Origin of the sequence: Nocardioides scoriae (assembly GCF_900104965.1) — a bacterium.
Lineage (GTDB): Bacteria > Actinomycetota > Actinomycetes > Propionibacteriales > Nocardioidaceae > Marmoricola > Marmoricola scoriae.
In genome coordinates, this window is the sequence record NZ_LT629757.1 from 3,371,782 (window position 1) to 3,393,341 (window position 21,560).

Here is a 21,560-nt window from a genome sequence, read left to right on the forward strand (position 1 = left end):
GACGTCGTTCGACGTACGTGACGGCCCCCGTGCGGCATGATGATAGGGGCCCTCTCCGGCGTGACGGGCCAGAACGACCATGGTGGGAACCCCTCTGGCGGACACGCGCCACCGCGCCGGGACGGGGATCCCAGGACCACCAGAGGACTCGGCCACGGGGGGGGCGCGATGACGACGACGCAGCAGGCAGGGCCGGGGACCGACGAGCCCTCGCCGGCCTCCGTGCGGCCCACCCACGGCGCCGAGACCGCGCTCCGCCTGACGGTGCTGGGCGCCTCGGGCCGGGTCGACCTCGCCGTCCCGATGGGCCTCGACGTCGCCAGCCTCGCCCGGGAGTACGCCGACCTCGTCGGCCTGTCCGCCGCCCCCGCGCTCGCCCGCGCCGGTGGTCGGGCGCTGCCGCCGGACGCCACGCTGGAGCAGGTGCTCGAGCAGGGCGACCTCGTGGTCGTCGCCGCGACCGGACGCACCGCCGACCCGTCGGAGCCGGCTGCCGCGGCCGCCCGCGGCCCGCGCCGGGTCACGGGCCGGGTCACGGGCCGGGCCGCCGCCGCCCTGCTGGTCCTCGCGGGCGTTGCCGGCTTCGCCGCCGCCGCCGTGGGGGCCGGGCTGTCCTTCGCCGACGACGCGCCCGTGTGGGTGCGCCCCGTCGCGGCGGCCGTGCTGCTGCTCGGCGCGCTGCTCGTCGCGGCGCCCCGACCCGACGGCGAGGAGCCCGACGCCGCCCCGACCGCCGGGGACGACTGGTCCTTCCTGGCCGGCCCCGGTCTGGCCGGTGCCGCCGGCTTCACGCTCGCGGCGTCCCCCGACGCCGGCGGCCTGCTGCTCGCCCTCGCGGTCGGCGGCCTGGCGGCCCTGGTCGTCGCGGCCCTCGCCCGCACCGGCCTGGAGGGTGCCGACGAGCACCTCGCCCGGATGTGGCTGGTCACCGGGGGCCTCGTGTGCGTCCTCGCCGTGGCGTGGCTGCTGCTCGGCGCCAGCCCGCTCGCGCTCGCCGCGGTGGGGTTCGCCGCCGCGGTGGTCGCCACCCGGGTGCTGCCCGCCTTCGCCGTCGACGTGGACGACGACGTGCTGCTCGACCTCGACCGGCTGGCCGTCACCGCGTGGTCGGCGCGCGAGCAGCCGCGCGGCGGTCGCCGCCGGCACCAGGTGCGGCCCCGCCTCGTGCACGAGGTCGCCCGTCGCAGCCAGCGCACCGTCGGCACCGGCGTGGTCGTGAGCGCCGTGACGGCCTCGGTCACCGGTCTGTTCGTCGTCCTGGGCCTCGGGGGCGATCCCACGACCTGGGCCCGCTGGGGCGGGTTCGCGCTGGTCGTCCTGGGCGCCTCGTCCCTGGCGCTGGTCTCGCGCAGCTTCCGCTCGCCCGTGCTGCGGACGCTGCTCGGGGTGACCGCGCTGTGGCTGGTCGCGCTCACCGGGACCGCGGTCGCCGGCCGGCTCGGGCACGACGCGCTGTGGTACTCCTTCGCGGCCGCGGTCCTGGTCGCCCCGCTGGTCGTGGTCTCCGCCGTGCGGCTCGGAGGCGGCTGGCGCTCGGTCTGGTGGGCCCGCGTCGGCGAGGTCCTGGAGACCACGACGGGCGTGCTCGTGGTGGCCCTGGTGCCGCTCGCGTGCGGGCTGTTCGACCTGGTCCGCACCAGCGTCGGCTGACCCCGCCCGGCCGCGCTCGACGGCCGGGCGTATCCGGACAAGTCGGATGTCCGCCAACGGTGAGACTGATTGCCTGAATCCGGTTTGACCACCACCGCTGGGGGATATCTTCGCTGTGATCCGTCCCACCGTGCTCCATCGGGGGGTGCGCAGCATTCGGGGCCGGGAAGGGCTCGGAAACCCGGAGGGACGAACGAAAGGGGGCTGGCTGACATGGCCGGCGAGGTAACCAAGCAGGATCAGTCGCTCAACCGCGGGGCCCAGATGGTGGCCTCGGCCAAGGGCGACCTCGACCAGCAGCTCACCGCCCTGCGCGGCAAGCTGTCGGGGATCGGCGCCCAGTGGCGTGGATCAGGGTCGTCCGCCTTCCAGCAGACGATGCAGCGCTGGGACGAGAGCGCCCGCAAGATCACCTCGGCGCTCGACGAGTTCGAGGCCAACCTGAAGTCGTCGGAGCAGACGTACAACGCCAGCGACGAGCAGCAGTCGTCCACCTTCAGCAACCTGTCCGGCCGTCTCGGCTGACCCAGACACGATCACAGGAGCAGAGACATGAACGCAGGAGAGCTCAAGGTCAACTTCGGCGGCCTCGACACGGCCGCCGCCGACATCATGGGGTCCGCCAACCAGATCGAGGGTCGTCTCGACACCCTCGAGTCCGAGCTGGCGCCGCTGCGCGCCGACTGGACCGGCGCGGCGTCCGAGTCCTACCAGGCCGCCAAGGCCAAGTGGGACTCCGGCATGGCCGACATGAAGCAGCTGCTGGCCGACATCGGCAACGCGGTCACGCAGTCCAACAGCGACTACCAGTCCACCGAGAGCGCCAACGCCTCTCGCTGGGGCTGAGCCGCAGCAGCAGCACCACCTGGGTGGGTCGGGCGCACGTCGCCCGGCCCACCCGGTGAGTTCCAGACACGCAGACCAGGGGGCCGGGCGCGATGAGCCAGCAGCACGTGACGTCAGGAGCAGGGGCATGAGCGGCGAGATCAACGTCCTCATCGAGGAGATCGAGGCCATCGCGCAGCAGACGCGGGGCTACATCCGCACCGATGCCGAGCAGGGTGCCACCACCTTCGCCAACGCGACGCTCGGCGCCGACGCCTTCGCCGGCATCCCGCCGGGCCTGGAGTTCCACGCCCAGCAGCAGGCCGCCCACCAGGTGTTCGTCGAGACCATCAACGGCGTCGTTGCCGACCTCGAGCAGTTCGGCGAGACGCTGGCCGCCAACGCCGCCAGCCACCGCGCCGTCGACGAGTCCAACGCCGACACGCTGACCGCGATGGAGGCCCGCCAGGCCGACGAGCAGGCCGCCGCCGCCGCGATGGCCCAGGTCAACGAGCAGTACCCCGCCTCCGGCGACGACAGCTACCAGGCCGAGCAGGCCTACGACGAGGAGCGCCAGGACAACGAGGCGCTCGACGTCGAGGTCGAGCAGGACGCCGGTGGTGCGACCACCGACTCGGGCGCCGGCGCTCCCGAGACCCCGTCCGCACCCGCCGCACCGACCGGGGACGACACGCCCGACGGCGCGTACAGCGGATGAGGCGCTCCCGCGCCGCGCACGCCGCCGCCGCGACCGTGGGCGCGCTGCTGCTTGTCGGGTCGGGGGCGGCTGCCGCCAGCACGCCCGGCGTCGCCGCGACGCCCCGCGCCGAGGCGCGCACCTCCATGCCCGGCGTGTGGTGGTACGACGCGATGTCCCTCGACGACGTGCACGACGTGGCTACGGGCAAGGGCGTCAAGGTCGCCGTGATCGACGGCTACCTCGACCCCGAGGTGCCCGACCTGCGCGGTGCGCAGATCAGCAAGGGCACCGGGTGCCGCGGGGCCGCCACTCCCTACCTGAGCGGCGACGTCGCCGACCACGGCACCGCGATGACGACCGCCATCGTGGGCCAGGGCACGGGCAACGCCGCCGGGGGCACCGGCGTCGTCGGCGTCGCCCCCGACGCCCAGCTGCGCTTCTTCTCCTTCGACACCGACCCCGACCAGTCGCTGGTCGAGTGCGACGCCGTCCTCATCGCCAAGCAGGTCGACAAGGCCGTCGCGTGGGGCGCCGACGTCATCAGCATGTCCATCGGCACCGGCGGCGGGCTCGAGGACTCGATCAGGAGGGCCTGGGACGCCGGCGCCGTCGTGGTCGCGGCCAGCGGAGCCGTGGGCGAGGGCGAGAAGCGGGGGGAGGTCTCCTTCGAGAACCCCGCGGCGATGCCGGGCGTGGTCGCCGTGGCCGCCGCCGACTCGAGCGCCCGCGTGTGGAGCCAGAACCCCGAGTCCGCCGACTTCGCCGACCAGTACCTCACCGTCGCCGCTCCGGGCGTGGAGACCCAGATCGGCGGCTTCCCCGAGGGCCGGGGATGGACGTCGGGCGCGACCCGCACCGGCACCTCGGGAGCGACCGCGATCACGGCCGGCGCCTTCGCGGTGCTCAAGTCGCGCTGGCCCGAGGCCACGGGCAACCAGCTGATCCAGGCCGTCATCCACCACACCGGGCGCAACGACACCGGCGGGCTCGTCTTCGACAAGCGCTCCGGCTACGGCATCCTCAGCCTCAAGGGCACCCTCGAGGTCGACCCGACGGGCTACCCCGACGAGAACCCGCTGCTCAAGACGCCGAGCGAGGCCGCCGAGGCCTACCCCGCCAGCAGCTACGAGGCCCCGGGCGACCAGTCGGGCGACCAGTCGGGCGACCAGGCGGGCGAGGACTCCGGCGACGGGACCGCCGCGGACGCCGGTGCGGCCGCCGACCAGGAGCCCGTCTCGACCGCCGACGACGGATCGTCGGTCCCCGTGTGGGCCGTGGGCCTCGGCGTCGTCGTGCTCGCGGCACTCGGCGGCGGCGCCCTGCTGCTGCGACGCCGCTCAGCGGGAGGCAGCGCATGACGACCACCGGCCCGACCGGCCCGACCGGCACGACGTACGACCGCACAGCACCGAGGGGGAGCTGACATGGGACCCAACGAAGCCGCGCTGAAGAAGGCGCTCGAGGCCGAGCCCGGCGCGATGCGCCGGCAGGCCACGGCCTGGGAGCAGGCCGCGACCGACCTCCGCACGGTGTCGGAGCGGCTGCGCGCCAAGCAGGCCCAGCTCAAGGACGCCTGGCCCTCCGGAGAGGACGGCGAGGCCGCCACGGCCGCCTTCGAGGCGCTCGCCGCCCACGTCGACAGCCAGGCGGCGCGGCTCGATGAGGGCGCGCAGTCCTACCGGACCGCCGCCGAGGCGGTCAGCGACGCCCGCACCCACTACAACGCCCTGCCCGAGCCCCCGGCCGGCAGCGCCGCGCTCGGCGACGGGGCCACGCCCCGCCAGGTCGAGCACGCCGACGCCGCCCGCGACGCCGGCCAGGCCGAGCGCGAGCGCCAGGCGGGGGAGTACCTCCAGCAGATGAACCGCGGTTTCGACCAGGCGCAGGGGCAGATGAAGGAGGCGGCGCCCTTCGACTCCGGCGTCACCGGCGGTGAGACGGGGCCGAGGAGCCAGGGGTACTCCGGCAACGGTGGCGGCTCCTACTCGAGCCCCTCCTCGAGCAGCAACGGCGGCTACTCGACCAGCACGTCGGGCACCTTCGCCGGCTCCGTCGGGGCGGTGGCCATCGGCGGGCGCGGGCCGGTCCTCGGCGGCACGATCCGCCACCCGGGCGGCACCTCCGGCGGCACCTCGGGCAGCACCGACGGCACCGGCGACACCGGCGCGACCGCCGACGGCGTGCTGAGCGGGTCGGTGCCCGAGGGAGGTGCCGGCAGCAGCGGGGCGTCCGGTGGCGCCAGCGGCTCGGTCCTCGGCGGCAGCGGGGCCCTCGGCGGCGGCACCGGGACGGCCATGGGCGCCGGCGGCGCGGCTGCCATCCTCGGCGGGGGCAAGGGACTGCTCGGCAAGGTCGGCAGCGCCGGTGCGGGCGCGGCCCGGGCCGGCACGGCCGGTGGGGCCGCCGCAGCCAAGGCCTCCACGGCCCCGGCGTCGGGCCGGGCGGCCGGGAGCGCCGCGGCGGGACGCGCCGGCGCGATCGGCGGTCGGGCCGGCAGCCCCGCCCAGGGCGTGCTCGGGGGCCGCAGCTCCGGGGCGGCGGGACAGTCCGGTGCCGCCCAGAGCGGCACGGCAGCGCGCGGCACGACCGCCCGCGGTGCCACGACGGGCGGCCAGTCCGGCCAGGCGGCCCGCTCCGGCGGGGCGACGGGTCGCTCCGCCACCGGCGGCGGTCGTCCCGGCGGGTCCGGGATGCAGGCCGGGGGCCGCAGCACGTCGACGGGCTCCTCCGGCGGTGCCGCGAAGGCCGCGCCGGGTAGCAGCGCGTCGGGGCGGCCCGGGGCGTCCGGGGCGTCCGGCAGCTCGGCCCGGGGCTCGTCCGGGAGCGCGGCCGGCCAGAAGGCGGCCGCCGGTGGCGGGCGCGGCGCCACGCCGGGCTCCACCGGGCAGTCCGGTCAGGGCGCGCGCGGCGCCCAGCGGGGTCGTGACGAGAAGCCCGACCAGCGCCAGGCGATGGTGATGGCCGAGGACTGGCTCGACGACGACGACGTCGCGCCCGACGTGCTCCAGTAGGCCCACCGAGGGGGCCCGCCGCCGACGACGGCGGGTCTCCGTCACGGGTTGCGGGAGTTTCCGCCTTCCGGGCGAGCGAGCACGTTTGTACCGATATCGTCGACACGTCCTGCACCAGCCGCCGGCTCGCCGTCCCGCTGGTCCACACCGATCCGGGGGAGCTCCATGACGCAGGTCGCTGCGCCCGAAGCAGGCAGCGAGGCCGGTGGCCTGCTGCGCGTCACCGTCGTCGTCGGCGACCGTCGCCACGACCTCGCCCTCCCGGGCCAGCTCCCGGTGGCCGAGCTCGTGCCCGAGCTCGCCCGCACCCTCAACCTCCTCGACGCCGAGACGGTGTACGCCGGCTACACGCTGGTCGCCTCCGACGGGCGACGCCTCGACGGCGACCTCGGGCTGGTGGCCCAGGGCGTCGACCCCGGGTCCGTGCTGACCCTGGCCGCCGGTGTCGACCAGCCCTCGCCCCGGGTCTACGACGACGTCGTCGAGGCCATGGCCGACGCGGTCGAGTCCGACCTGGCGGCGTGGGACCCGGCGACCGGACGCCGCACGGCGCTGGCAGCCGCCGGGCTGGTCCTGGCGCTGGGCGCGCTCGCGCTCGGGCTGCAGCGTCCCGACGTCGTCGCCGGTGCGGCCGCCGGGGTCTCGGCCCTGGTCCTCGTGGTCGCCGGGGTGGTGCTCTCGCGCACCCGCGCCGAGCACGAGACGGCCGTGACGCTCTCGTGGGCCGGTGTCGTGTTCGCGGCGGTCGCCGGCGTCACCGCCGCCCCCGCTGGTGCCGTCCTCGGGCTCCCCGCGGCGATCGGCGCGGGTGGTGCCCTCGCCGTCGGGCTCGTGGCCGTCTTCGGCCTCGCCGAGCACCGCGCGGCGCTGGTGCCCGCCGCGGCCGTCGGCGCGGGCCTCGGGGTCGCCAACGGCATCGTCGCCGCCACCTCGCTCGACCCGCAGGCGGTGCACACCGTGCTGCTCGTCGTGGTCGTGCTCGCCGGCAGCGCGCTGCCGTGGGTGGCGCTCTCGGCCACCACGACCCGGGTCCCCCAGGCGCAGGACCACGCCCAGCTCACCGCCGAGGCCGCACCCGTGGACGCCGGGGCGGTGCGCCGCGACGCGCGCATCGGCCACGAGGTCCTGCTCGCGGTCACCGCGACGGTCGGCCTGCTGCTCGTCCTGGTCGCTCCCATGGCGGTCTCCCTCGGCCTCACCGGCGCCCTGGTCGCCGTGTGCGCGTGCCTGGTGCTGCTGCTCCGCACCCGCCAGTACCGCGTCGGTCCCGAGGTCGTGACCGGCCTCGGCTGCGCGGTCGCCAGCTTCGCCTCGCTGTGCGTCGGCATCGTGCTGCTCCAGCGCGAGTGGCTCCCGGTGCTGGCCGTGGTGCTCGCCGTGACGGCCGTCGTGCTGCTGGTCACCACGCTGGTGCCCCGCCCCGCCTCCGTGCGCTGGGGCCGGCTCGGCGACGTCGCCGAGCTGACCGCGCTCGTGGCCATGGTGCCGCTCGCGGTCGTCGCCGTGGGCGTCGTCGCGGCGGTCACCTCGTGACCCGCCCGGGCCGCCGTCCCACATCGAGGGCGGCTCGCTCGACGGGCCCGCGACCCGTCCCTACGCTCTGTCACGTTTTGGATCCGCACGCACCACATGATCTGGGGGAGATCTCGAGATGAAGCCACTGACCAGGGGACGGCCGCAGGCGGCCGTCCGGCCGCCCCGCGCGGCCGCCCACCGCGTCCGCCAGGGCGTCGCCGTCACGCTGATGGTCCTCGGCCTGGTGGCCGGGGCCTTCGCGGTCCCGGCGCTCGCGGCCGAGGGCGACGCCGTCGACCAGGTGTCGACGCTCGCCGACCCGGTCGCCGACCCGCCCGCCGACACCCCGGGCGACCCGGGTGACCCGGGCGGTGGCGGCGGTGGCGGCGGTGGTGGCCTCGACGACCCCTGCACCATCCTCGACCTCGGCGTCGACAAGGAGCCGGGCATCGACGGCTGCCAGCCGCTGCCCTGCGACAACCCCAACGCGACCAACTGCCCCGACGTGGTCGAGCCCTGCACCGACGGGGTCGACTACAACGGCGCGGACCAGGACGGCTGCGGCGAGGCCCCCGACAACGGGGGCGGCACGGACCCGACGCCTCCCACGGTCGTGCCCTGCACGAGCGGCGTCGACTACAACGGCCCGACCCAGGACGGCTGCGGCCAGGCCCCCGACAACGGCGGTGGCACCGGCGGCGGTGGCACGGGCGGTGGCACCGGCGGCGGTGGCACGGGCGGCGGCGGCACCGGCGGCGGCACGGGCGGCGGCGGCACGGGCGGTGGCACCGGTGGCGGTTCGACCGGTGGCGGCACGGGTGGCGGCTCGACGGGTGGCGGCTCGACCGGGGGCGGCACGACCGGCTCCCCGAGCTCCGGCGGCGGCCTCGGCACCGTGTCGGCGACCCCCGAGGGCACCGTCCCCGGCGGCGAGGCGGCAGCCCCGGTCTCGGCCTGCGCCGACACCGTGATCTGCCAGTCGGCCCCGGCCGCGGCGACCACCACGTCCTCGACGGACGGGCTGCCCGACACGGGCGCCCCGGCCGACGCCCAGGGCCTGCTGGTCCTCGGTCTCGGCCTGCTGGCCGCTGGCGCGTACGTGTCCCGGCCCCGGCGTCGCGGCGGTCGTCACCGCCTCGTGAGCGCCTGACCCAGCACCACCCGGTGGTGCCGGGACCCAGGTCCCGGCACCACCGAGCAGCACCGGCAGCACGACCAGCACCGAGGGGAGGGCGGGAGCTCCGTGTCCAGCAAGCGTGACCTCGTGGAGGCACACGGCTACAACCGACGACGCCTCGTCACCGCCTTCGTCAGCGGTGCCCCGGGCGGTCGCGAGGTCGAGCCCGTGCGCTACGGCCGCACCATCATCGGCGGCATCGTCCTGGCCCTGATGATCGTGGCCGGCGCCGCGGTGAGCGGCTTCCTCCAGAAGCCGCCGCCCAAGGACTGGGACCAGGCGGGCCTGGTCATCGGCAAGGACAGCGGCTCGCGCTTCTACGCCTTCCAGGGCACGCTCTACCCGATCATCAACATCACCTCGGCGCGGCTGCTCCTCGAGGAGGGGACCAAGCCGGTCTCCATCGCCGACGACGTCATCGCGGGCAAGAAGCCGGGCCCGACCATCGGGATCGCCGGCGCGCCCGAGGTGCTGCCCAGCAAGGGCAGCCTCGTCGAGCAGGGCTGGACCGCCTGCACCAACAGCGCCGGCGACATCAAGGCCACCCTCGCCTCCGAGCCCGTCTCCACGCCGGCCACCGACGCCGCCCTGCTCGTGCAGGCCGACGGCAAGCGCTACCTGGTCGCGGGCGACCACCGCTACCCGGTCGCGGGCGACCGGGCCGGGCAGAACGTGCTCCGCGCCCTCGGCCTCGACGGGGTCGAGCCGGTCGAGGTCTCGGGCCTGTGGCTGGACCTCGTCCCCGAGGGCGAGCGGCTGAGCACCGACGTGCTGCCGGGCATCGGCAAGCCGGTCCGCACGGGGATCCCCGGGCTCGACGAGGCCGGCACGCCGGTGGACGTCGACGGTCGCCACTTCGTGCTGAGCGCCGACGGGCGGCTGCTCGACACCTCGGAGTTCGCCGACCTGGTCTACCGCTCCGAGCGCCAGCCGGTCGAGAAGACGCTGACCGAGATCCAGCAGCTCGACACCGCCCAGGGCGCGCTCGGCTACCCGCGCGACTGGCCCGCGGACGCCGTCACGGCGTACGAGCAGCCCACCTCTCCGTGCGTGCGGATGGACACCGCCGACGGCGAGGCGCCCGTCGTCCAGCTGGCGACCGTCGCCGACGACTCCGCCCAGCCCACGAGCAGCGGCCTGACCCGCGAGGTCGCCCTGCGCGGTGGCGCGGTCGTGCGGGCCACCACCGGCGGCATCCTCGACGTCGGCCCGGTCTTCCTCGTCGACGGCACCGGCACGAAGTACGCCGTGGGCAGCAAGTCCGACGGCACCGGCCTGGGCCTGCTCGGCTACTCCGACTACACGCCGCGGCCCGTGCCCGCCGCGTGGATGGACCTGTTCTCGCCCGGCCCGCAGCTGAGCGACAGCGCTGCGTCGAAGCAGCCGGTCGCCGCGGACGAGTCGTGACCCGCCCCGGCTCCCGGCGCGCCGCGGCCGCCGTGGCCGCGCTCCTGGTCGCCGCCCCGGCGGCGGTCCTCGCCACCGCCACCCCTGCCGCTGCCGCGCAGTGCCAGGTCGGCACCACGCAGTACTACCCCGACGTCTCGCCCACCCTGGTCCAGCTCGGGGTGCCCCAGGCGTGGACCCTGGCCAAGGGCCGCGGCGTCACGGTCGCGGTCGTCGACTCCGGCGTGAACACCGACAACGCCCACTTCCCCGACGGGGTGGTCCTCGACGGCACGTCGTTCGTGCCCGGCGACACCACCGCCGGCCGCACCGACGTCACCGGCCACGGCACGGCCGTCGCGGGCATCATCGCCGCCCGCGGCCTGCAGGGCTCGGGGATGATCGGCGTCGCGCCCGAGGCCAGGATCCTGCCGGTCCGCGTCTTCAGCCGCACCGCCGAGGAGGCCCAGCCCGGCGACCTCGTGCTGAGCGGCAGCAGCATCGCGCAGGGCATCCGCTGGGCGGTGGAGAACGGCGCCGACGTCATCAACGTCTCGCTCAGCGCGCCCACGACCAACACCGCGGTGCCCGAGATCGAGTCGGCGCTGGCGCTGGCCCAGCGCCGCGACGTGGTGGTCGTGGCCTCGTCGGGCGACACCACCGGCCAGGACACGACCGAGAAGCGCTACCCGGCCGCCGGCCGCGGCGTGATCGGCGTCGCGGCGACCAACGCCGAGGGCGTCGTCGACGACTACTCCGTGCACGGGGAGTCGGTCGACGTCTCCGCCCCCGGGGCGGCGGTGCTGGTCACCTTCCACGGCAACGGCGACTGCCTCACCGGCGAGACGCCGCTGACGAGCTGGGCCGCGCCGTACGTCGCCGGGCTGGCCGCCCAGCTCCGCGAGCGCTATCCGAAGGAGTCGGCCGAGCAGATCGCCTACCGGATCACCTCGACGGCCGAGCGGCCCGTGGCGGGGCAGCGCGACGACGACCAGGGCTGGGGGCTGATCCGGCCCTTCGAGGCGCTCAGCACCACCCTGGACGAGCGTCGTGCCGGGCCGGCCGCGCCCGACGCCGACCAGGCGCAGGCCGTGGCCAGCCGCCCGACCGGCGCCCGTCCGATGCGGGCCACGACGGACCCGCTGGACCCGGCGCGCCGCGAGGTGCTGTGGTGGCTCATCGGCGGCGGCGGTCTCGCGGCCCTCGCGCTGGTGCTCCGGCCGCTGGTCGCCCGCGCACGCCGATAGACTCCTGCGCGTCCGTCCCGCACCACCCACCGCAAAGGACCGCCCCGTGGCCCGAGTCGTCGTCGACGTCATGCCCAAGCCCGAGATCCTCGACCCCCAGGGCAAGGCCGTGCAGGGAGCCCTGCCGCGCCTCGGCTTCTCCGGCGTGGTCGACGTCCGCCAGGGCAAGCGCTTCGAGCTCGAGGTGGAGGGCGAGGCCACCGAGGAGGTCCTCGCCGAGGTCCACCAGATGGCCGAGCTGCTGCTGTCGAACCCGGTGATCGAGGACTACGCCGTGCGGGTCGTCTCGTGAGGGTCGGGGTCGTCACCTTCCCGGGCTCGCTCGACGACGTCGACGCCCGTCGCGCCCTGCGGATCGCGGGCGCCGAGCCGGTCACGCTGTGGCACGGCGACCACGACCTGCGCGGCGTCGACGCCGTGGTGCTGCCGGGCGGGTTCTCCTACGGCGACTACCTGCGCGCCGGGGCCATCGCCCGGTTCGCGCCGGTCATGACCGAGCTCGTGGACGCGGCCCGGGGCGGCATGCCGGTGCTCGGCATCTGCAACGGCTTCCAGATCCTGTGCGAGTCCCACCTGCTGCCGGGTGCGCTGATCCGCAACGACCACCGCAAGTTCGGCTGCCTCGACCAGCGCATCGTGGTCGAGAACGCCCGCACCGCCTGGACCAGCGACTACGAGGACGGCCAGGAGGTGACGATCGTGCTCAAGAACGGCGAGGGCTCCTTCGTCGCCGACGAGCGCACCCTGGACCAGCTCGAGGATGAGGGCCGCGTCGTCGCGCGCTACGTCGGGGAGAACCCCAACGGCTCGCAGCGCTCGATCGCCGGCGTCACCAACGAGGCGGGCAACGTCGTGGGCCTGATGCCGCACCCCGAGCACGCCGTCGAGGCGCTGTGCGGACCCGGCACCGACGGCCTGCCGTTCTTCACCAGTGTGCTGACCGCCGCGCTGGTGCGCTGAGGACTAGAACCGGCCCTTCTCGAGCGCGCCCCAGGTGAGGCGGCCCACGACCTCGGTCGCCTTCAGGCTGACGCCGCGCTGATAGTCGCCGACCGCGTCGGCCGTGGCGCTGTTCCAGCGACCGGTGACGCTCAGCTGCGCGTCGGTGGCGGCGTTCAGGGCACGCTGCACCCGGGTCACGTCGGACCCGCTGGTGCCGGCCCGCAGGGTGGTGCGGCCGTTGCCGGTGACGACCAGGCTGATCCAGTCGTTGCGGGTGGCGTAGGTGCGGACCGGGTGGCCGGCGCGCTTCTGGAACGCGGCGAGGGCCTTCTCGGTGGCCGGGTTCCACGACCCCGTCACGGCGTACGGGTAGAGGCGCTGCTGCTTGAGCAGGCACTGCAGCGGCACCAGGCCCGCGGTGCGGATCGACCCGGTGCGGCGGTAGGTCGGCTGGTTGATGGTCGAGGGCGAGCACCGCGGGTCGCTCAGGTTGCTGCCGGTGTACGCCGGGTTGCCGGTCGCGGGGGCGGGAGCCGGGGTCGGGGCCGGTGCGGGAACCGGTGTCGGGGTGGGCGTGGGCGTGGGGACCGCGGGCAGGACGGGCGTGCGCAGCGAGAGGTAGTTGCGGTCGATGTTGATCCGCACGCCGCCCCAGGTCTCGTCGTGCCCGCCCTGGAACTGCTTGGCGCGGCCGCCCGACTGCCACCCGTCGCTGCGGACGTACGTCGAGGAGGTGTTCGCCCTGCCGTCCCAGTCGGCGATCCAGATCTGGTCGGGCATGGAGATCGGGTTGCCCACCTTCACCCGCTGGTCGTCGATCAGCTTGATGCCCGACGCGGCGCTGGAGTAGAAGCCGGACGCGTAGCGCAGCCGGTGCAGCTCGTCTGTCCAGGCGTCGAGGAACCACAGCGCCGAGGAGGTGCAGGCCTGCGACCGGGAGGTGTCGAAGGCCTCGAGGTCGTAGAAGATCGTGCTGCCCCGGACGATGCCCAGCGCGGTCGCGCGGGCCACGGCGCTGCGGGCCTCGGCGGCCCCCTGGGCGCGCGCGGCGGCGTACCCGTTGGTGGTGGTGGCGTCGATGGTCGGGTCGATGGTGCGGCCGTAGCGCGGGTAGCGGCTCGAGCACGACGCCTGCGGGCCGAGGGTGATCGGCATCAGGTGCCAGCCGTCGGCGAGCTGGTCGCTGACCCACGTGGCGGTGAGGTTCGCCTGGCGCTGGCAGGCCCGCGAGGCCCCGGAGATGTAGATGCCCGCCGCGCGGAAGGGCGAGCGGTCCATCCAGGTGCGCATCGCCGACCCGGAGGGCGCCTCGCACTGGTCGAAGCCGAGGCCGGTGAAGGTGCCGGGCGTCACCGGGTTGGTCGCGGCGTACGACGTCGCGGGGACGCCGCCGAGGAGCCCGGCGGTCAGCAGCCCGGCGGCCAGGGGGGCGAGCAGCCTCCGGGCAGAGAAGCGCATGTGAATACTCCGAAATCGTGGGATTTGGCCGTCACCCTAACCCCACTCTTCACAGCCGCCACATGAGTCTTTGTAATGACAATCTTGTAATTCGAGGGCCTCAGACGGGCGGGGACACCGCGATCTCCTCGCCCAGCCGCGCGCCGTCGAGCAGCTCCAGCCCGTCGCCCGACCAGAAGTTGCCCGGGTCGTAGTAGTTCGTCGGCCGGTCGGGGTCGAGCAGCCCCATGGCGGTGTAGGTGCGGGCCACCACCTCCGCGCAGTACGTCGTCTCGACCCCGGCGTCGTGGTGGAACCGGCCCCGCGCCCACCGCGCCGCCAGCGCCGCCGTGGCCGGGAACGGCGTGCCGTCGAGCTGCGCGATCGTCGCCAGCACGGCGTCCTCCTGCTGCCGCGTGACCGGGGCGTCGAGCTGGCGCAGCCACGCCCGCTGCTCGTAGCGCCCGCACCACCGCGCCACCGCCTCCCGCAGGTCGTGCAGCTGCACGCCCCGGTGGTGGCTGTTCGTCCAGACGTCGCGCAGCCCCTTGCCGAGCTCGGCGTGCCACATCAGCGGCGGCATGTCGTCGAGCACCACCGCCATGCCCACGTGGTTGACCGGTGCGTTGGTCAGCACCCGGATCGCCTGGTCCGCCGGCGACCGTCCCCGGAAGAGCCACAGGTCGCCGGTGCGGGTGAGGTCGACCGCGTCGTCCAGACTGAGGGCGTTCTGGCCGGTCATCGCAGGAGGTCCTCTCGTGAAGCTGTCGTGGTGGAAGGTGCTCGGCGTGGCCGGCGTCGGTGGGGTGGCCGCGACGGGCGCCATCATCGCGCGCGACCAGCGCCAGCGGGCCCAGATGTCCCCGGAGCAGGTCCGCGACCGCCTCCACGAGCGCCTCGCCGAGGCCCAGCCCCCGCCCGACCAGCCCCCACCCGCCGCCTGACCGCCCCGGCCGCTCCCGCTCGGTCCCCGAGGAGCGACGGAGTCGTGTCTCGAAGGGCCGGAGGTCCTGGTCGGGGAGTCCTGCTGTCGCCGGGCGTGGGCGGGAGGGGGTCCGGGCGCCGGTAGATTGACCCCGTGCCCGAGACGACCGAGCCCCAGTCCAGCCAGCCCTCCAGCAGCCCGACCGTGACCGGCCTCGACACCGTGGCGGTGGCGTCCGGGGACCCGCAGCGGGAGCAGCCGTGGGCCGAGCTCGGGCTCAAGCCCGACGAGTACGCCCGCATCCGCGAGATCCTGGGCCGCCGGCCGACGAGCTCGGAGCTGGCGATGTACAGCGTGATGTGGAGCGAGCACTGCTCCTACAAGTCCTCCAAGGTGCACCTCCAGCAATTCTCCGAGATCCCGCAGGAGACCCGCGCCGGCGCGATGCTCGCCGGCATCGGCGAGAACGCCGGCGTCATCGACATCGGCCAGGGCTACGCCGTGACCTTCAAGGTCGAGAGCCACAACCACCCGTCCTACGTCGAGCCCTACCAGGGTGCGGCCACCGGCGTCGGCGGCATCGTGCGCGACATCCTCGCCATGGGCGCCCGGCCGGTCGCCGTGATGGACCCGCTGCGCTTCGGCCCGCTGCACGAGCCCGACACCCACCGGGTGCTGCCGGGGATCGTCGCGGGCGTGGGTGGCTACGGCAACTGCCTGGGCCTGCCCAACATCGGCGGCGAGGCCGTCTTCGACGCCACCTACCTGGGCAACCCGCTGGTCAACGCGCTGTGCGTCGGCGTGCTGCGCCACGAGGACCTCCACCTCGCCAAGGCGAGCGGCGCCGGCAACCAGGTGGTGCTGTACGGCGCCCGCACCGGCGGCGACGGCATCGGCGGCGTCAGCGTCCTGGCCAGCGAGACCTTCGAGAGCACCGGCCCGGCCAAGCGGCCCAGCGTCCAGGTGGGCGACCCGTTCCAGGAGAAGCTGCTCATCGAGTGCACCCTCGAGCTCTTCCACGCCGGCGTGGTCGCCGGCATCCAGGACCTCGGCGGCGCCGGGCTGTCCTGCGCGTGGAGCGAGCTCGCCAGCGCCGGCGACGGCGGCATGCACGTCGAGCTCGACCGGGTCCCGCTGCGCGACTCCTCGCTGGCCCCGGAGGAGATCCTCATGAGCGAGAGCCAGGAGCGGATGATGGCGGTCGTCGAGCCCGCCGACGTCGAGCGCTTCCTGGAGATCTGCGCCCGGTGGGACGTCGAGGCCACGGTCGTCGGCGAGGTCACCGACGGCACCCGGCTGCAGATCGACTGGCACGGCGAGCGGGTCGTCGACGTGCCGCCGCGCTCGGTGGCCCACGACGGACCGACGTACCACCGCCCGTTCGCCCGGCCCGACTCCCAGGACGCCCTCCAGGCCGACACCGCGGAGGCGCTGCCCCGCCCCGGCACGCCCGACGAGCTGCGCGAGACGCTGCTGCGCCTGGTGGCCAGCCCCAACCTGTGCGACAAGTCGTGGATCACCGACCAGTACGACCGCTACGTCCAGGGCAACACCGTCCTGGCGCAGCCCAGCGACAGCGGCATGGTCCGGGTCGACGACGAGACCAACCTCGGGGTCGCGATCTCGACCGACGCCAACGGCCGCTACACCCGCCTCGACCCGTACGCCGGTGCCCAGCTGGCGCTCGCCGAGAGCTACCGCAACGTCTCGACGGGCGGTGCCGTGCCGGTCGCGATCTCCGACTGCCTCAACTTCGGGTCGCCCGAGGACCCGGCCGTGATGTGGCAGTTCGCCGAGGCCTGCCGCGGTCTGAAGGACGCCTGCCTCGAGCTGGGCGTCCCCGTGACCGGCGGCAACGTCAGCCTCTACAACCAGACCGGCGAGACCGCGATCCTGCCCACTCCCGTGGTGGCGGTGCTCGGGGTCATCGAGGACGTCACCCGGCGCACACCCACGGGCTTCCAGCGGGCCGGCGAGCGAGTGCTCCTGCTGGGCGAGACCCGCGAGGAGCTGTCGGGCTCGGAGTGGGCCTCGGTCGTCCACGACCACCTCGGCGGCCTGCCGCCGCGCGTCGACCTGGCCGCGGAGCGGTCGCTGAGCGAGCTGCTGGTCGCGTCCGTCGGCCTGCTCACCTCGGCCCACGACGTCTCCGACGGCGGGCTGGCCCAGACGCTCGTCGAGTCGGGCCTGCGCCACCACGTCGGTGCGACCGTCGCGCTCGACGGGGTCCACGCCGACCCGTTCGTGGCGCTGTTCAGCGAGTCGACCGCGCGGGTGGTCGTCACCGTCGCCGCGGGCGACGAGGACCGGCTGGTGCAGCTGGCCGCCGACCACGGCGTCCCGGTGACCACGCTCGGGGAGACCGGGGGCGCGTCGCTGGCGCTGGCCGACGGGCTCGACGTGCCCCTCGACGAGCTGCACCGCGCGTGGGTGGCCACCCTCCCGCTGGCCCTGGCCTGACAGGCTGGGGCGCGACCCGTCGTTCCCCGACCGTCTGGAGCAGTCCTGTGAAGCGCCCCGCACCCCGTCCCGCCCTCCGCACCGCAGCCCTCCTGCCCGCCGCCGCACTGGCCCTGACCCTCACCGCCTGCGGTGGCGGCGACGGCTCGGCCTCCGGCGACGCGTCCAGCTCGGCCAGCGAGTCGACCAGCGCCTCGGCGTCGGCGTCGCCCAGCGGGTCCGCGTCCCCGTCGGCCTCCGCCTCGCCCTCGGCCGAGGCCTCCGGGTCGGCGGCCGGCCTGCGCTACCGCACCCTCATCACGACCCTGTTCGACCAGCAGGGCACGGTGCAGAACGCCACGTCGGCCAAGGACTTCAACCGCCAGGCGAAGTTCCCCGCCGGCGTCTCGGTCGGGATCTTCGACGCGAAGACCAAGTCCATCTGCATCCAGGACAGCAAGCAGGACATCGCCCTCACCTTCACCGGCGCCGGTGAGGCGTCGGGCGTGGTGCTGCTCGACGGTGCCTGCAAGGGCGGCGAGGTCGTCTCCAGCCTGGTGCCCCAGGGCGCCAGCGACATCGCGGTGAAGGGCGACAAGTCCCTCGGCACGCCCGTGGCGGACTACCTGAAGGAGACGTTCGGCTCCTAGGTCACCCGGCACGCGAGAGGTCCGGGACGCCCCGAAAACCGCGCCGTGTTGTCCCTTTTGTGAGATTCTGTGGCCAGCCGGAACGCCCGGCCACGAGCTCACGAGGTCACGGAGGCGCGCGATGTCGTCAGCGAGGCCGACCGTCCCCCGTGGGGGTCCGGACCACGACCCGGGGACCGTGCGCCGGTGCCCGCGAGCCGCCCAGCTGACCCGCCGGGTGGCCGTGCTGGCCGCGGGCCTGACCGTGCTGGCCCTGGCGCTGGTGCCGGCCGGCCCCGCCGGGCTCCGGGCGGTCGACCACCTGGGCAACCTCGCCAGCCTGGTCGCCGTGGTGGCCTGCCTGGCGGCGGCCCGGGGGACCTCGGGCCGCACGGCGCTGACCTGGTCCTGCTTCGCGGCCACCGCCTTGACCTGGCTGCTCGCCGACCTGCTCTGGAGCGTGGACCAGCAGTGGGTCGCCGGCGCCGGGCTGGGCGACGCCGCCCGGGTGCTCTACCTCCTCGGCGCGCTGCCCTGCGTGGTCGGCGTCCTGGTCGTCCCGGTGGGTCGCTGGGAGCGCGGTGCCCGCGTCCGGCTGGCGCTCGACGCGCTCGTCCTGGCCACCGCCGGCGTCCTGGTGGCCGATGCCCTGGTGCTGCGCGACCTGCTGCCGTCCTCGCCCGGGGGCGGCGACGTCGTCGCGGTCCTCTACCCGGTGACCGACCTCGTGGTGGTCAGCCTCGCCCTCACCCTGGGCCGTCGTCGCCACGGCCCGCCGCGGGCGGACCTGCTGCTGCTCGCCGCCGCCTTCCTGGTCTGGACGGTGACCGACCTGGCCTTCGCCCGGGTCACCGTCGCGCGGGCCGACTACTTCGTCACCCCGGTGGGCGTGGGGTACGTCGTCGCGCCGCTGCTGCTGGCCCTCGCCGCCCTCTGCGCGCTGCGCGACCGGGACACCGACGCGACCGGTGGCGCCATGGCGCGGCACGCCGCGTCCCGGGTGCTGGCCCCGCTGCCGGAGATCGTCGTCCTGGTCGCCGGCCTGGTCGCCCTGGTCCGCCAGCCCGAGACCTGGCACGAGTGGACCCTGGTCGGCCTCGGCGCCGGCCTCGCGGTCGTGCGCCAGGTGCTGCTCGCCGTCGACGGCCACGAGCTGCGCTCCACGCTCGAGGAGCGGGTCGCCGCGCGGACCGGTGAGCTCCAGGAGCTCGCCGACCGTCACCAGCAGATCCTCGGCTCCGTGGTGGAGGGCATCTTCGGCGTCGACGGCGCCGGGCGCATCACCTTCGTCAACGCGGCCGCGGAGCGACTCCTCGGCTGGCGCTCGACCGTGCTGCTCGGCCGCCCGGCCTGCGAGCGCGTCTGCGCCGAGGACCACGACGACTGCCTGCTCGACGCCGTGCTGGGGCAGGGTCGCGCGCTGCCCCGGACCGAGACCGTCTACCGCCGCGCCGACGGCGCGCTGCTGCCCGTCGAGATCACCGCCACCCCGCTGGTGGGCGACGGCGGCCAGGGCGCGGTCGTCTGCTTCCGCGACGTGGCCGAGCGGGCCCTGGTCGAGGAGATGAAGCGTCACTTCATCAGCGCCGTGAGCCACGAGCTCCGCACGCCGCTGTCGGCGATCCGCGGATCGCTGGAGATGCTGGCCGACGGCGACGCCGGTGCGCTCCCGCCCCCGGCCCTGGAGCTGGTCAGCATGGGCGAGCGCGGCGCGCAGCGGCTGGGTCGCCTGGTCGACGACATCATCGACGTGGAGCGGCTCTCGACGGGCGAGTTCGACGTGGTCGCCCGGCCCGAGCCGCTGGAGCCGCTGCTGCGCAGCACCGTCGCCACGATGCGTCCCCTGGCCGAGCAGCACGGTGTGCGCATCGAGGTCGGCGAGGTCGCGGGCGACGCCCTGTGCGACGCCGACCGGGTGGTGCAGGCGCTGGTCAACCTGGTCGGCAACGCGGTGAAGTTCACCCCGCCCGGCGCCGCCGTGCACGTCAGCGCCGAGACCCGCGGCGCCGAGGTGATGGTGACCGTGCGCGACGAGGGACGCGGCATCCCGGAGGAGGACCTCGACCGGGTTTTCGACCGCTTCCACCAGGTGCACGTGCCGGAGAGCCGCGACCTCGGCGGCACCGGCCTCGGCCTGACCATCACCAAGTCGATCGTGCAGCGCCACGGGGGCAAGATCTGGCTCACCAGCGTGCTCGGGGCCGGGTCGACCTTCCGCTTCACGCTGCCGGCGGCGGCGCCGCCGGCCTCGGACCGCGACGCGGCCCGGCGGCTGGCTCAGGCCGGGTCGGTGTCCGCGCCGGCCTGAACGTCGTCCCGCGCGCGGGTGCCCTGCTGGCCCACGTCGTCGAGGGAGCGGGCGAACGCCTCCCGCAGGCCCATCGGCCGGTGGCCCGGCCGGGCCAGGTCGCGCCAGACGTCGTCGTCGTGGCAGACCATGTCGTAGCTGAGGCTGTCGACCAGCGAGACCACCGTCGGACGGTCCATCCGGGTCACCAGCGCCACGATGCGGCCGGCGAGGCCCTTGGGCGCCCACGGCAGCACCACCTGGGGCCGCCGGAGGTCCATCAGCCCGGCGACGACGTGCAGCAGCTCGGGGTAGGTGACGACGTCGCTGCCCCCGAGGTCGTAGTGGCGGTTGCGCGGCTCGCCCTCCAGGGCCCCGCCGACCAGCCGCACCACGTCCTCGACGGCGACGGGCTGCAGGCTGCTGCGCATCCAGGCCGGGATCGGGGCGATCGGGACCCGTCGGGTGAGCCGGCGCACGATCTCGAACGAGGTCGAGCCCGACCCCACCACCATGGCGGCGCGCAGCACCGTCGCCGGCACCGGGCCGTCGAGGAAGACCTGCTCCACCTCCAGGCGCGAGCGCAGGTGGTCGGAGAGCTCGTCCTCGTCGGGCACCAGGCCCGAGAGGTAGACGAGGCGGGAGACGCCGGCGTCCGCGCAGGCCCGCGCGGTGGTCTCCGCGGCCTCGCGGTCCTTGCTGACGAAGTCCTCGGACTCCATCGAGTGCACGAGGTAGACCACGGCGTCCACGCCCTCGACCGCGCTCCGGACGAGCTCGGGGTCGGTGATGTCGAAGTGCCGGGTGGTGACGTCGTCAGCCCAGGGATAGGGGTCGGCCGCGCCGTCGCGGCGCACGGCGGCCACCACGTCGTGTCCGCGAGCCACCAGCTCGGGGACGAGTCGGGATCCGATGTAGCCGGTCGCTCCGGTCACGAGAACTCTCACCTGCCGACCCTAGGCGGGACCACCTGGCCGGGCGCGACCCGCGGGTGCCGCGGGCTAGCGTGGCGCGGTGCCCGCCCGACTCCAGCCAGCCGACCCCGCCGCCGTCGCGGCCGCCCTCGCCCACGACGACCGCTCGCGCGCGGAGCTGAAGCTGCTGGTCAAGCACTTCCTGGCGGTGCTCTCGGAGCGGGCGCCGGGCGCCTCGGTCGAGGTCCGCGTCCCGCCGTACGCCGCGGCGCAGGTGATCCCGGGCGTGCGCCACACCCGCGGCACCCCGCCGGCCGTCGTCGAGCTCGACGCCACGACCTGGATCGACCTGGCCACCGGTCGGCTGGCGTGGTCGCAGGCCATGGCCGAGGGCCGGGTCCGGGCGTCGGGGGAGCGGGCGGACCTCTCGCCCCACCTCCCGCTCGGGGACGCACCGACGACCTCCTAGGCTCGGC

20 protein-coding genes are annotated in these 21,560 nt (G+C 75.1%); 17 read left to right on the top strand and 3 right to left on the bottom strand.

All coding sequences use genetic code 11. The features are described from left to right. Positions 1–168: 168 nt before the first annotated feature. The 12 genes from BLU55_RS15955 (at position 169) to purQ (ending at position 12,471) form a co-directional block, all read left to right on the top strand. Complete coding sequence (locus BLU55_RS15955; protein ID WP_091731698.1) at positions 169–1,650, top strand: ubiquitin family protein; 1,482 nt, start codon at positions 169–171, stop codon at positions 1,648–1,650. A 213-nt stretch (positions 1,651–1,863) separates the two neighbouring features. Continuing rightward, positions 1,864–2,175: a WXG100 family type VII secretion target gene (locus BLU55_RS15960; RefSeq protein WP_091731701.1), complete on the top strand. Its 312-nt coding sequence runs from the start codon at positions 1,864–1,866 to the stop codon at positions 2,173–2,175. Between the two features lie 27 nt (positions 2,176–2,202). Beyond that, positions 2,203–2,496 (top strand): WXG100 family type VII secretion target, encoded by a 294-nt coding sequence (locus BLU55_RS15965; RefSeq protein ID WP_091731704.1) that lies wholly within the window; start codon positions 2,203–2,205, stop codon positions 2,494–2,496. A 127-nt stretch (positions 2,497–2,623) separates the two neighbouring features. Beyond that, the gene (locus BLU55_RS15970) at positions 2,624–3,193 is read left to right on the top strand and encodes a hypothetical protein (protein WP_091731707.1); all 570 of its coding nucleotides are present in this window, start codon (positions 2,624–2,626) and stop codon (positions 3,191–3,193) included. Further along, positions 3,190–4,533: a S8 family serine peptidase gene (locus BLU55_RS15975; protein ID WP_091731711.1), complete on the top strand. Its 1,344-nt coding sequence runs from the start codon at positions 3,190–3,192 to the stop codon at positions 4,531–4,533. Before BLU55_RS15970 ends, BLU55_RS15975 begins: the two co-directional genes overlap by 4 nt. A gap of 66 nt (positions 4,534–4,599) precedes the next feature. Then, complete coding sequence (locus BLU55_RS15980) at positions 4,600–6,186, top strand: hypothetical protein (RefSeq protein ID WP_091731714.1); 1,587 nt, start codon at positions 4,600–4,602, stop codon at positions 6,184–6,186. A 165-nt stretch (positions 6,187–6,351) separates the two neighbouring features. After that, complete coding sequence (gene eccD / locus BLU55_RS15985) at positions 6,352–7,719, top strand: type VII secretion integral membrane protein EccD (protein WP_091731716.1); 1,368 nt, start codon at positions 6,352–6,354, stop codon at positions 7,717–7,719. Between the two features lie 118 nt (positions 7,720–7,837). Beyond that, positions 7,838–8,851, top strand: a complete 1,014-nt coding sequence (locus tag BLU55_RS19550; protein ID WP_157682907.1) for a hypothetical protein — start codon at positions 7,838–7,840, stop codon at positions 8,849–8,851. A 93-nt stretch (positions 8,852–8,944) separates the two neighbouring features. After that, on the top strand, positions 8,945–10,285 hold the full coding sequence (eccB, locus tag BLU55_RS15995) for a type VII secretion protein EccB (protein WP_091731719.1): 1,341 nt from the start codon (positions 8,945–8,947) through the stop codon (positions 10,283–10,285). Further along, positions 10,282–11,511 carry a S8 family serine peptidase gene (locus tag BLU55_RS16000; protein WP_157682908.1) on the top strand — a complete coding sequence of 410 codons (1,230 nt, stop codon included), beginning with the start codon at positions 10,282–10,284 and terminating at the stop codon, positions 11,509–11,511. Before eccB ends, BLU55_RS16000 begins: the two co-directional genes overlap by 4 nt. Positions 11,512–11,557: 46 nt before the next feature. Continuing rightward, positions 11,558–11,803: a phosphoribosylformylglycinamidine synthase subunit PurS gene (gene purS, locus BLU55_RS16005; protein WP_091731725.1), complete on the top strand. Its 246-nt coding sequence runs from the start codon at positions 11,558–11,560 to the stop codon at positions 11,801–11,803. Continuing rightward, positions 11,800–12,471, top strand: a complete 672-nt coding sequence (purQ, locus tag BLU55_RS16010) for a phosphoribosylformylglycinamidine synthase subunit PurQ (protein WP_091731729.1) — start codon at positions 11,800–11,802, stop codon at positions 12,469–12,471. Before purS ends, purQ begins: the two co-directional genes overlap by 4 nt. Before the next feature lie 3 nt (positions 12,472–12,474). On the opposite strand, the gene BLU55_RS16015 is transcribed toward purQ, so the two are convergent. Together BLU55_RS16015 and BLU55_RS16020 are read right to left on the bottom strand one after the other, a co-directional pair. Beyond that, positions 12,475–13,911, bottom strand: a complete 1,437-nt coding sequence (locus BLU55_RS16015) for a glycoside hydrolase domain-containing protein (protein WP_091731732.1) — start codon at positions 13,909–13,911, stop codon at positions 12,475–12,477. Between the two features lie 100 nt (positions 13,912–14,011). Then, complete coding sequence (locus BLU55_RS16020; RefSeq protein WP_091731735.1) at positions 14,012–14,632, bottom strand: C40 family peptidase; 621 nt, start codon at positions 14,630–14,632, stop codon at positions 14,012–14,014. A gap of 16 nt (positions 14,633–14,648) precedes the next feature. On the opposite strand from BLU55_RS16020, the gene BLU55_RS16025 reads away from it, so the two are divergent. From BLU55_RS16025 to BLU55_RS16040, 4 genes are all read left to right on the top strand, one after another. Further along, complete coding sequence (locus BLU55_RS16025; protein WP_231916918.1) at positions 14,649–14,834, top strand: hypothetical protein; 186 nt, start codon at positions 14,649–14,651, stop codon at positions 14,832–14,834. Between the two features lie 134 nt (positions 14,835–14,968). After that, positions 14,969–17,275, top strand: coding sequence for a phosphoribosylformylglycinamidine synthase subunit PurL (gene purL, locus BLU55_RS16030; RefSeq protein WP_407938390.1), 2,307 nt, complete (start codon positions 14,969–14,971; stop codon positions 17,273–17,275). A gap of 47 nt (positions 17,276–17,322) precedes the next feature. Further along, a complete protein-coding gene (locus BLU55_RS16035) occupies positions 17,323–17,904 on the top strand; it encodes a hypothetical protein (RefSeq protein WP_091731738.1) in 582 nt (193 codons plus the stop codon). A gap of 178 nt (positions 17,905–18,082) precedes the next feature. Continuing rightward, positions 18,083–20,191, top strand: coding sequence for a sensor histidine kinase (locus BLU55_RS16040; RefSeq protein WP_091731739.1), 2,109 nt, complete (start codon positions 18,083–18,085; stop codon positions 20,189–20,191). Here BLU55_RS16040 and BLU55_RS16045 read toward each other — a convergent pair. Beyond that, on the bottom strand, positions 20,161–21,117 hold the full coding sequence (locus BLU55_RS16045) for an NAD(P)H-binding protein (protein WP_091731742.1): 957 nt from the start codon (positions 21,115–21,117) through the stop codon (positions 20,161–20,163). The two genes, BLU55_RS16040 and BLU55_RS16045, sit on opposite strands and share 31 nt — an antisense overlap. 67 nt (positions 21,118–21,184) lie before the next feature. Between BLU55_RS16045 and BLU55_RS16050 the strand changes: the two genes are divergently transcribed. Then, positions 21,185–21,553: a sterol carrier family protein gene (locus BLU55_RS16050; protein WP_091731744.1), complete on the top strand. Its 369-nt coding sequence runs from the start codon at positions 21,185–21,187 to the stop codon at positions 21,551–21,553. Positions 21,554–21,560 lie beyond the last annotated feature (7 nt).

What these genes read in the sequence shown, in the direction of transcription:
- BLU55_RS15955 (WP_091731698.1), top strand. Translation starts at nt 169, where the DNA reads ATGACGACGACGCAGCAGGCAGGGCCGGGGACCGACGAGCCCTCGCCG.
- BLU55_RS15960 (WP_091731701.1), top strand. Translation starts at nt 1,864, where the DNA reads ATGGCCGGCGAGGTAACCAAGCAGGATCAGTCGCTCAACCGCGGGGCC.
- BLU55_RS15965 (WP_091731704.1), top strand. Translation starts at nt 2,203, where the DNA reads ATGAACGCAGGAGAGCTCAAGGTCAACTTCGGCGGCCTCGACACGGCC.
- BLU55_RS15970 (WP_091731707.1), top strand. Translation starts at nt 2,624, where the DNA reads ATGAGCGGCGAGATCAACGTCCTCATCGAGGAGATCGAGGCCATCGCG.
- BLU55_RS15975 (WP_091731711.1), top strand. Translation starts at nt 3,190, where the DNA reads ATGAGGCGCTCCCGCGCCGCGCACGCCGCCGCCGCGACCGTGGGCGCG.
- BLU55_RS15980 (WP_091731714.1), top strand. Translation starts at nt 4,600, where the DNA reads ATGGGACCCAACGAAGCCGCGCTGAAGAAGGCGCTCGAGGCCGAGCCC.
- eccD (WP_091731716.1), top strand. Translation starts at nt 6,352, where the DNA reads ATGACGCAGGTCGCTGCGCCCGAAGCAGGCAGCGAGGCCGGTGGCCTG.
- BLU55_RS19550 (WP_157682907.1), top strand. Translation starts at nt 7,838, where the DNA reads ATGAAGCCACTGACCAGGGGACGGCCGCAGGCGGCCGTCCGGCCGCCC.
- BLU55_RS16015 (WP_091731732.1), bottom strand. Translation starts at nt 13,911, where the DNA reads ATGCGCTTCTCTGCCCGGAGGCTGCTCGCCCCCCTGGCCGCCGGGCTG.
- BLU55_RS16020 (WP_091731735.1), bottom strand. Translation starts at nt 14,632, where the DNA reads ATGACCGGCCAGAACGCCCTCAGTCTGGACGACGCGGTCGACCTCACC.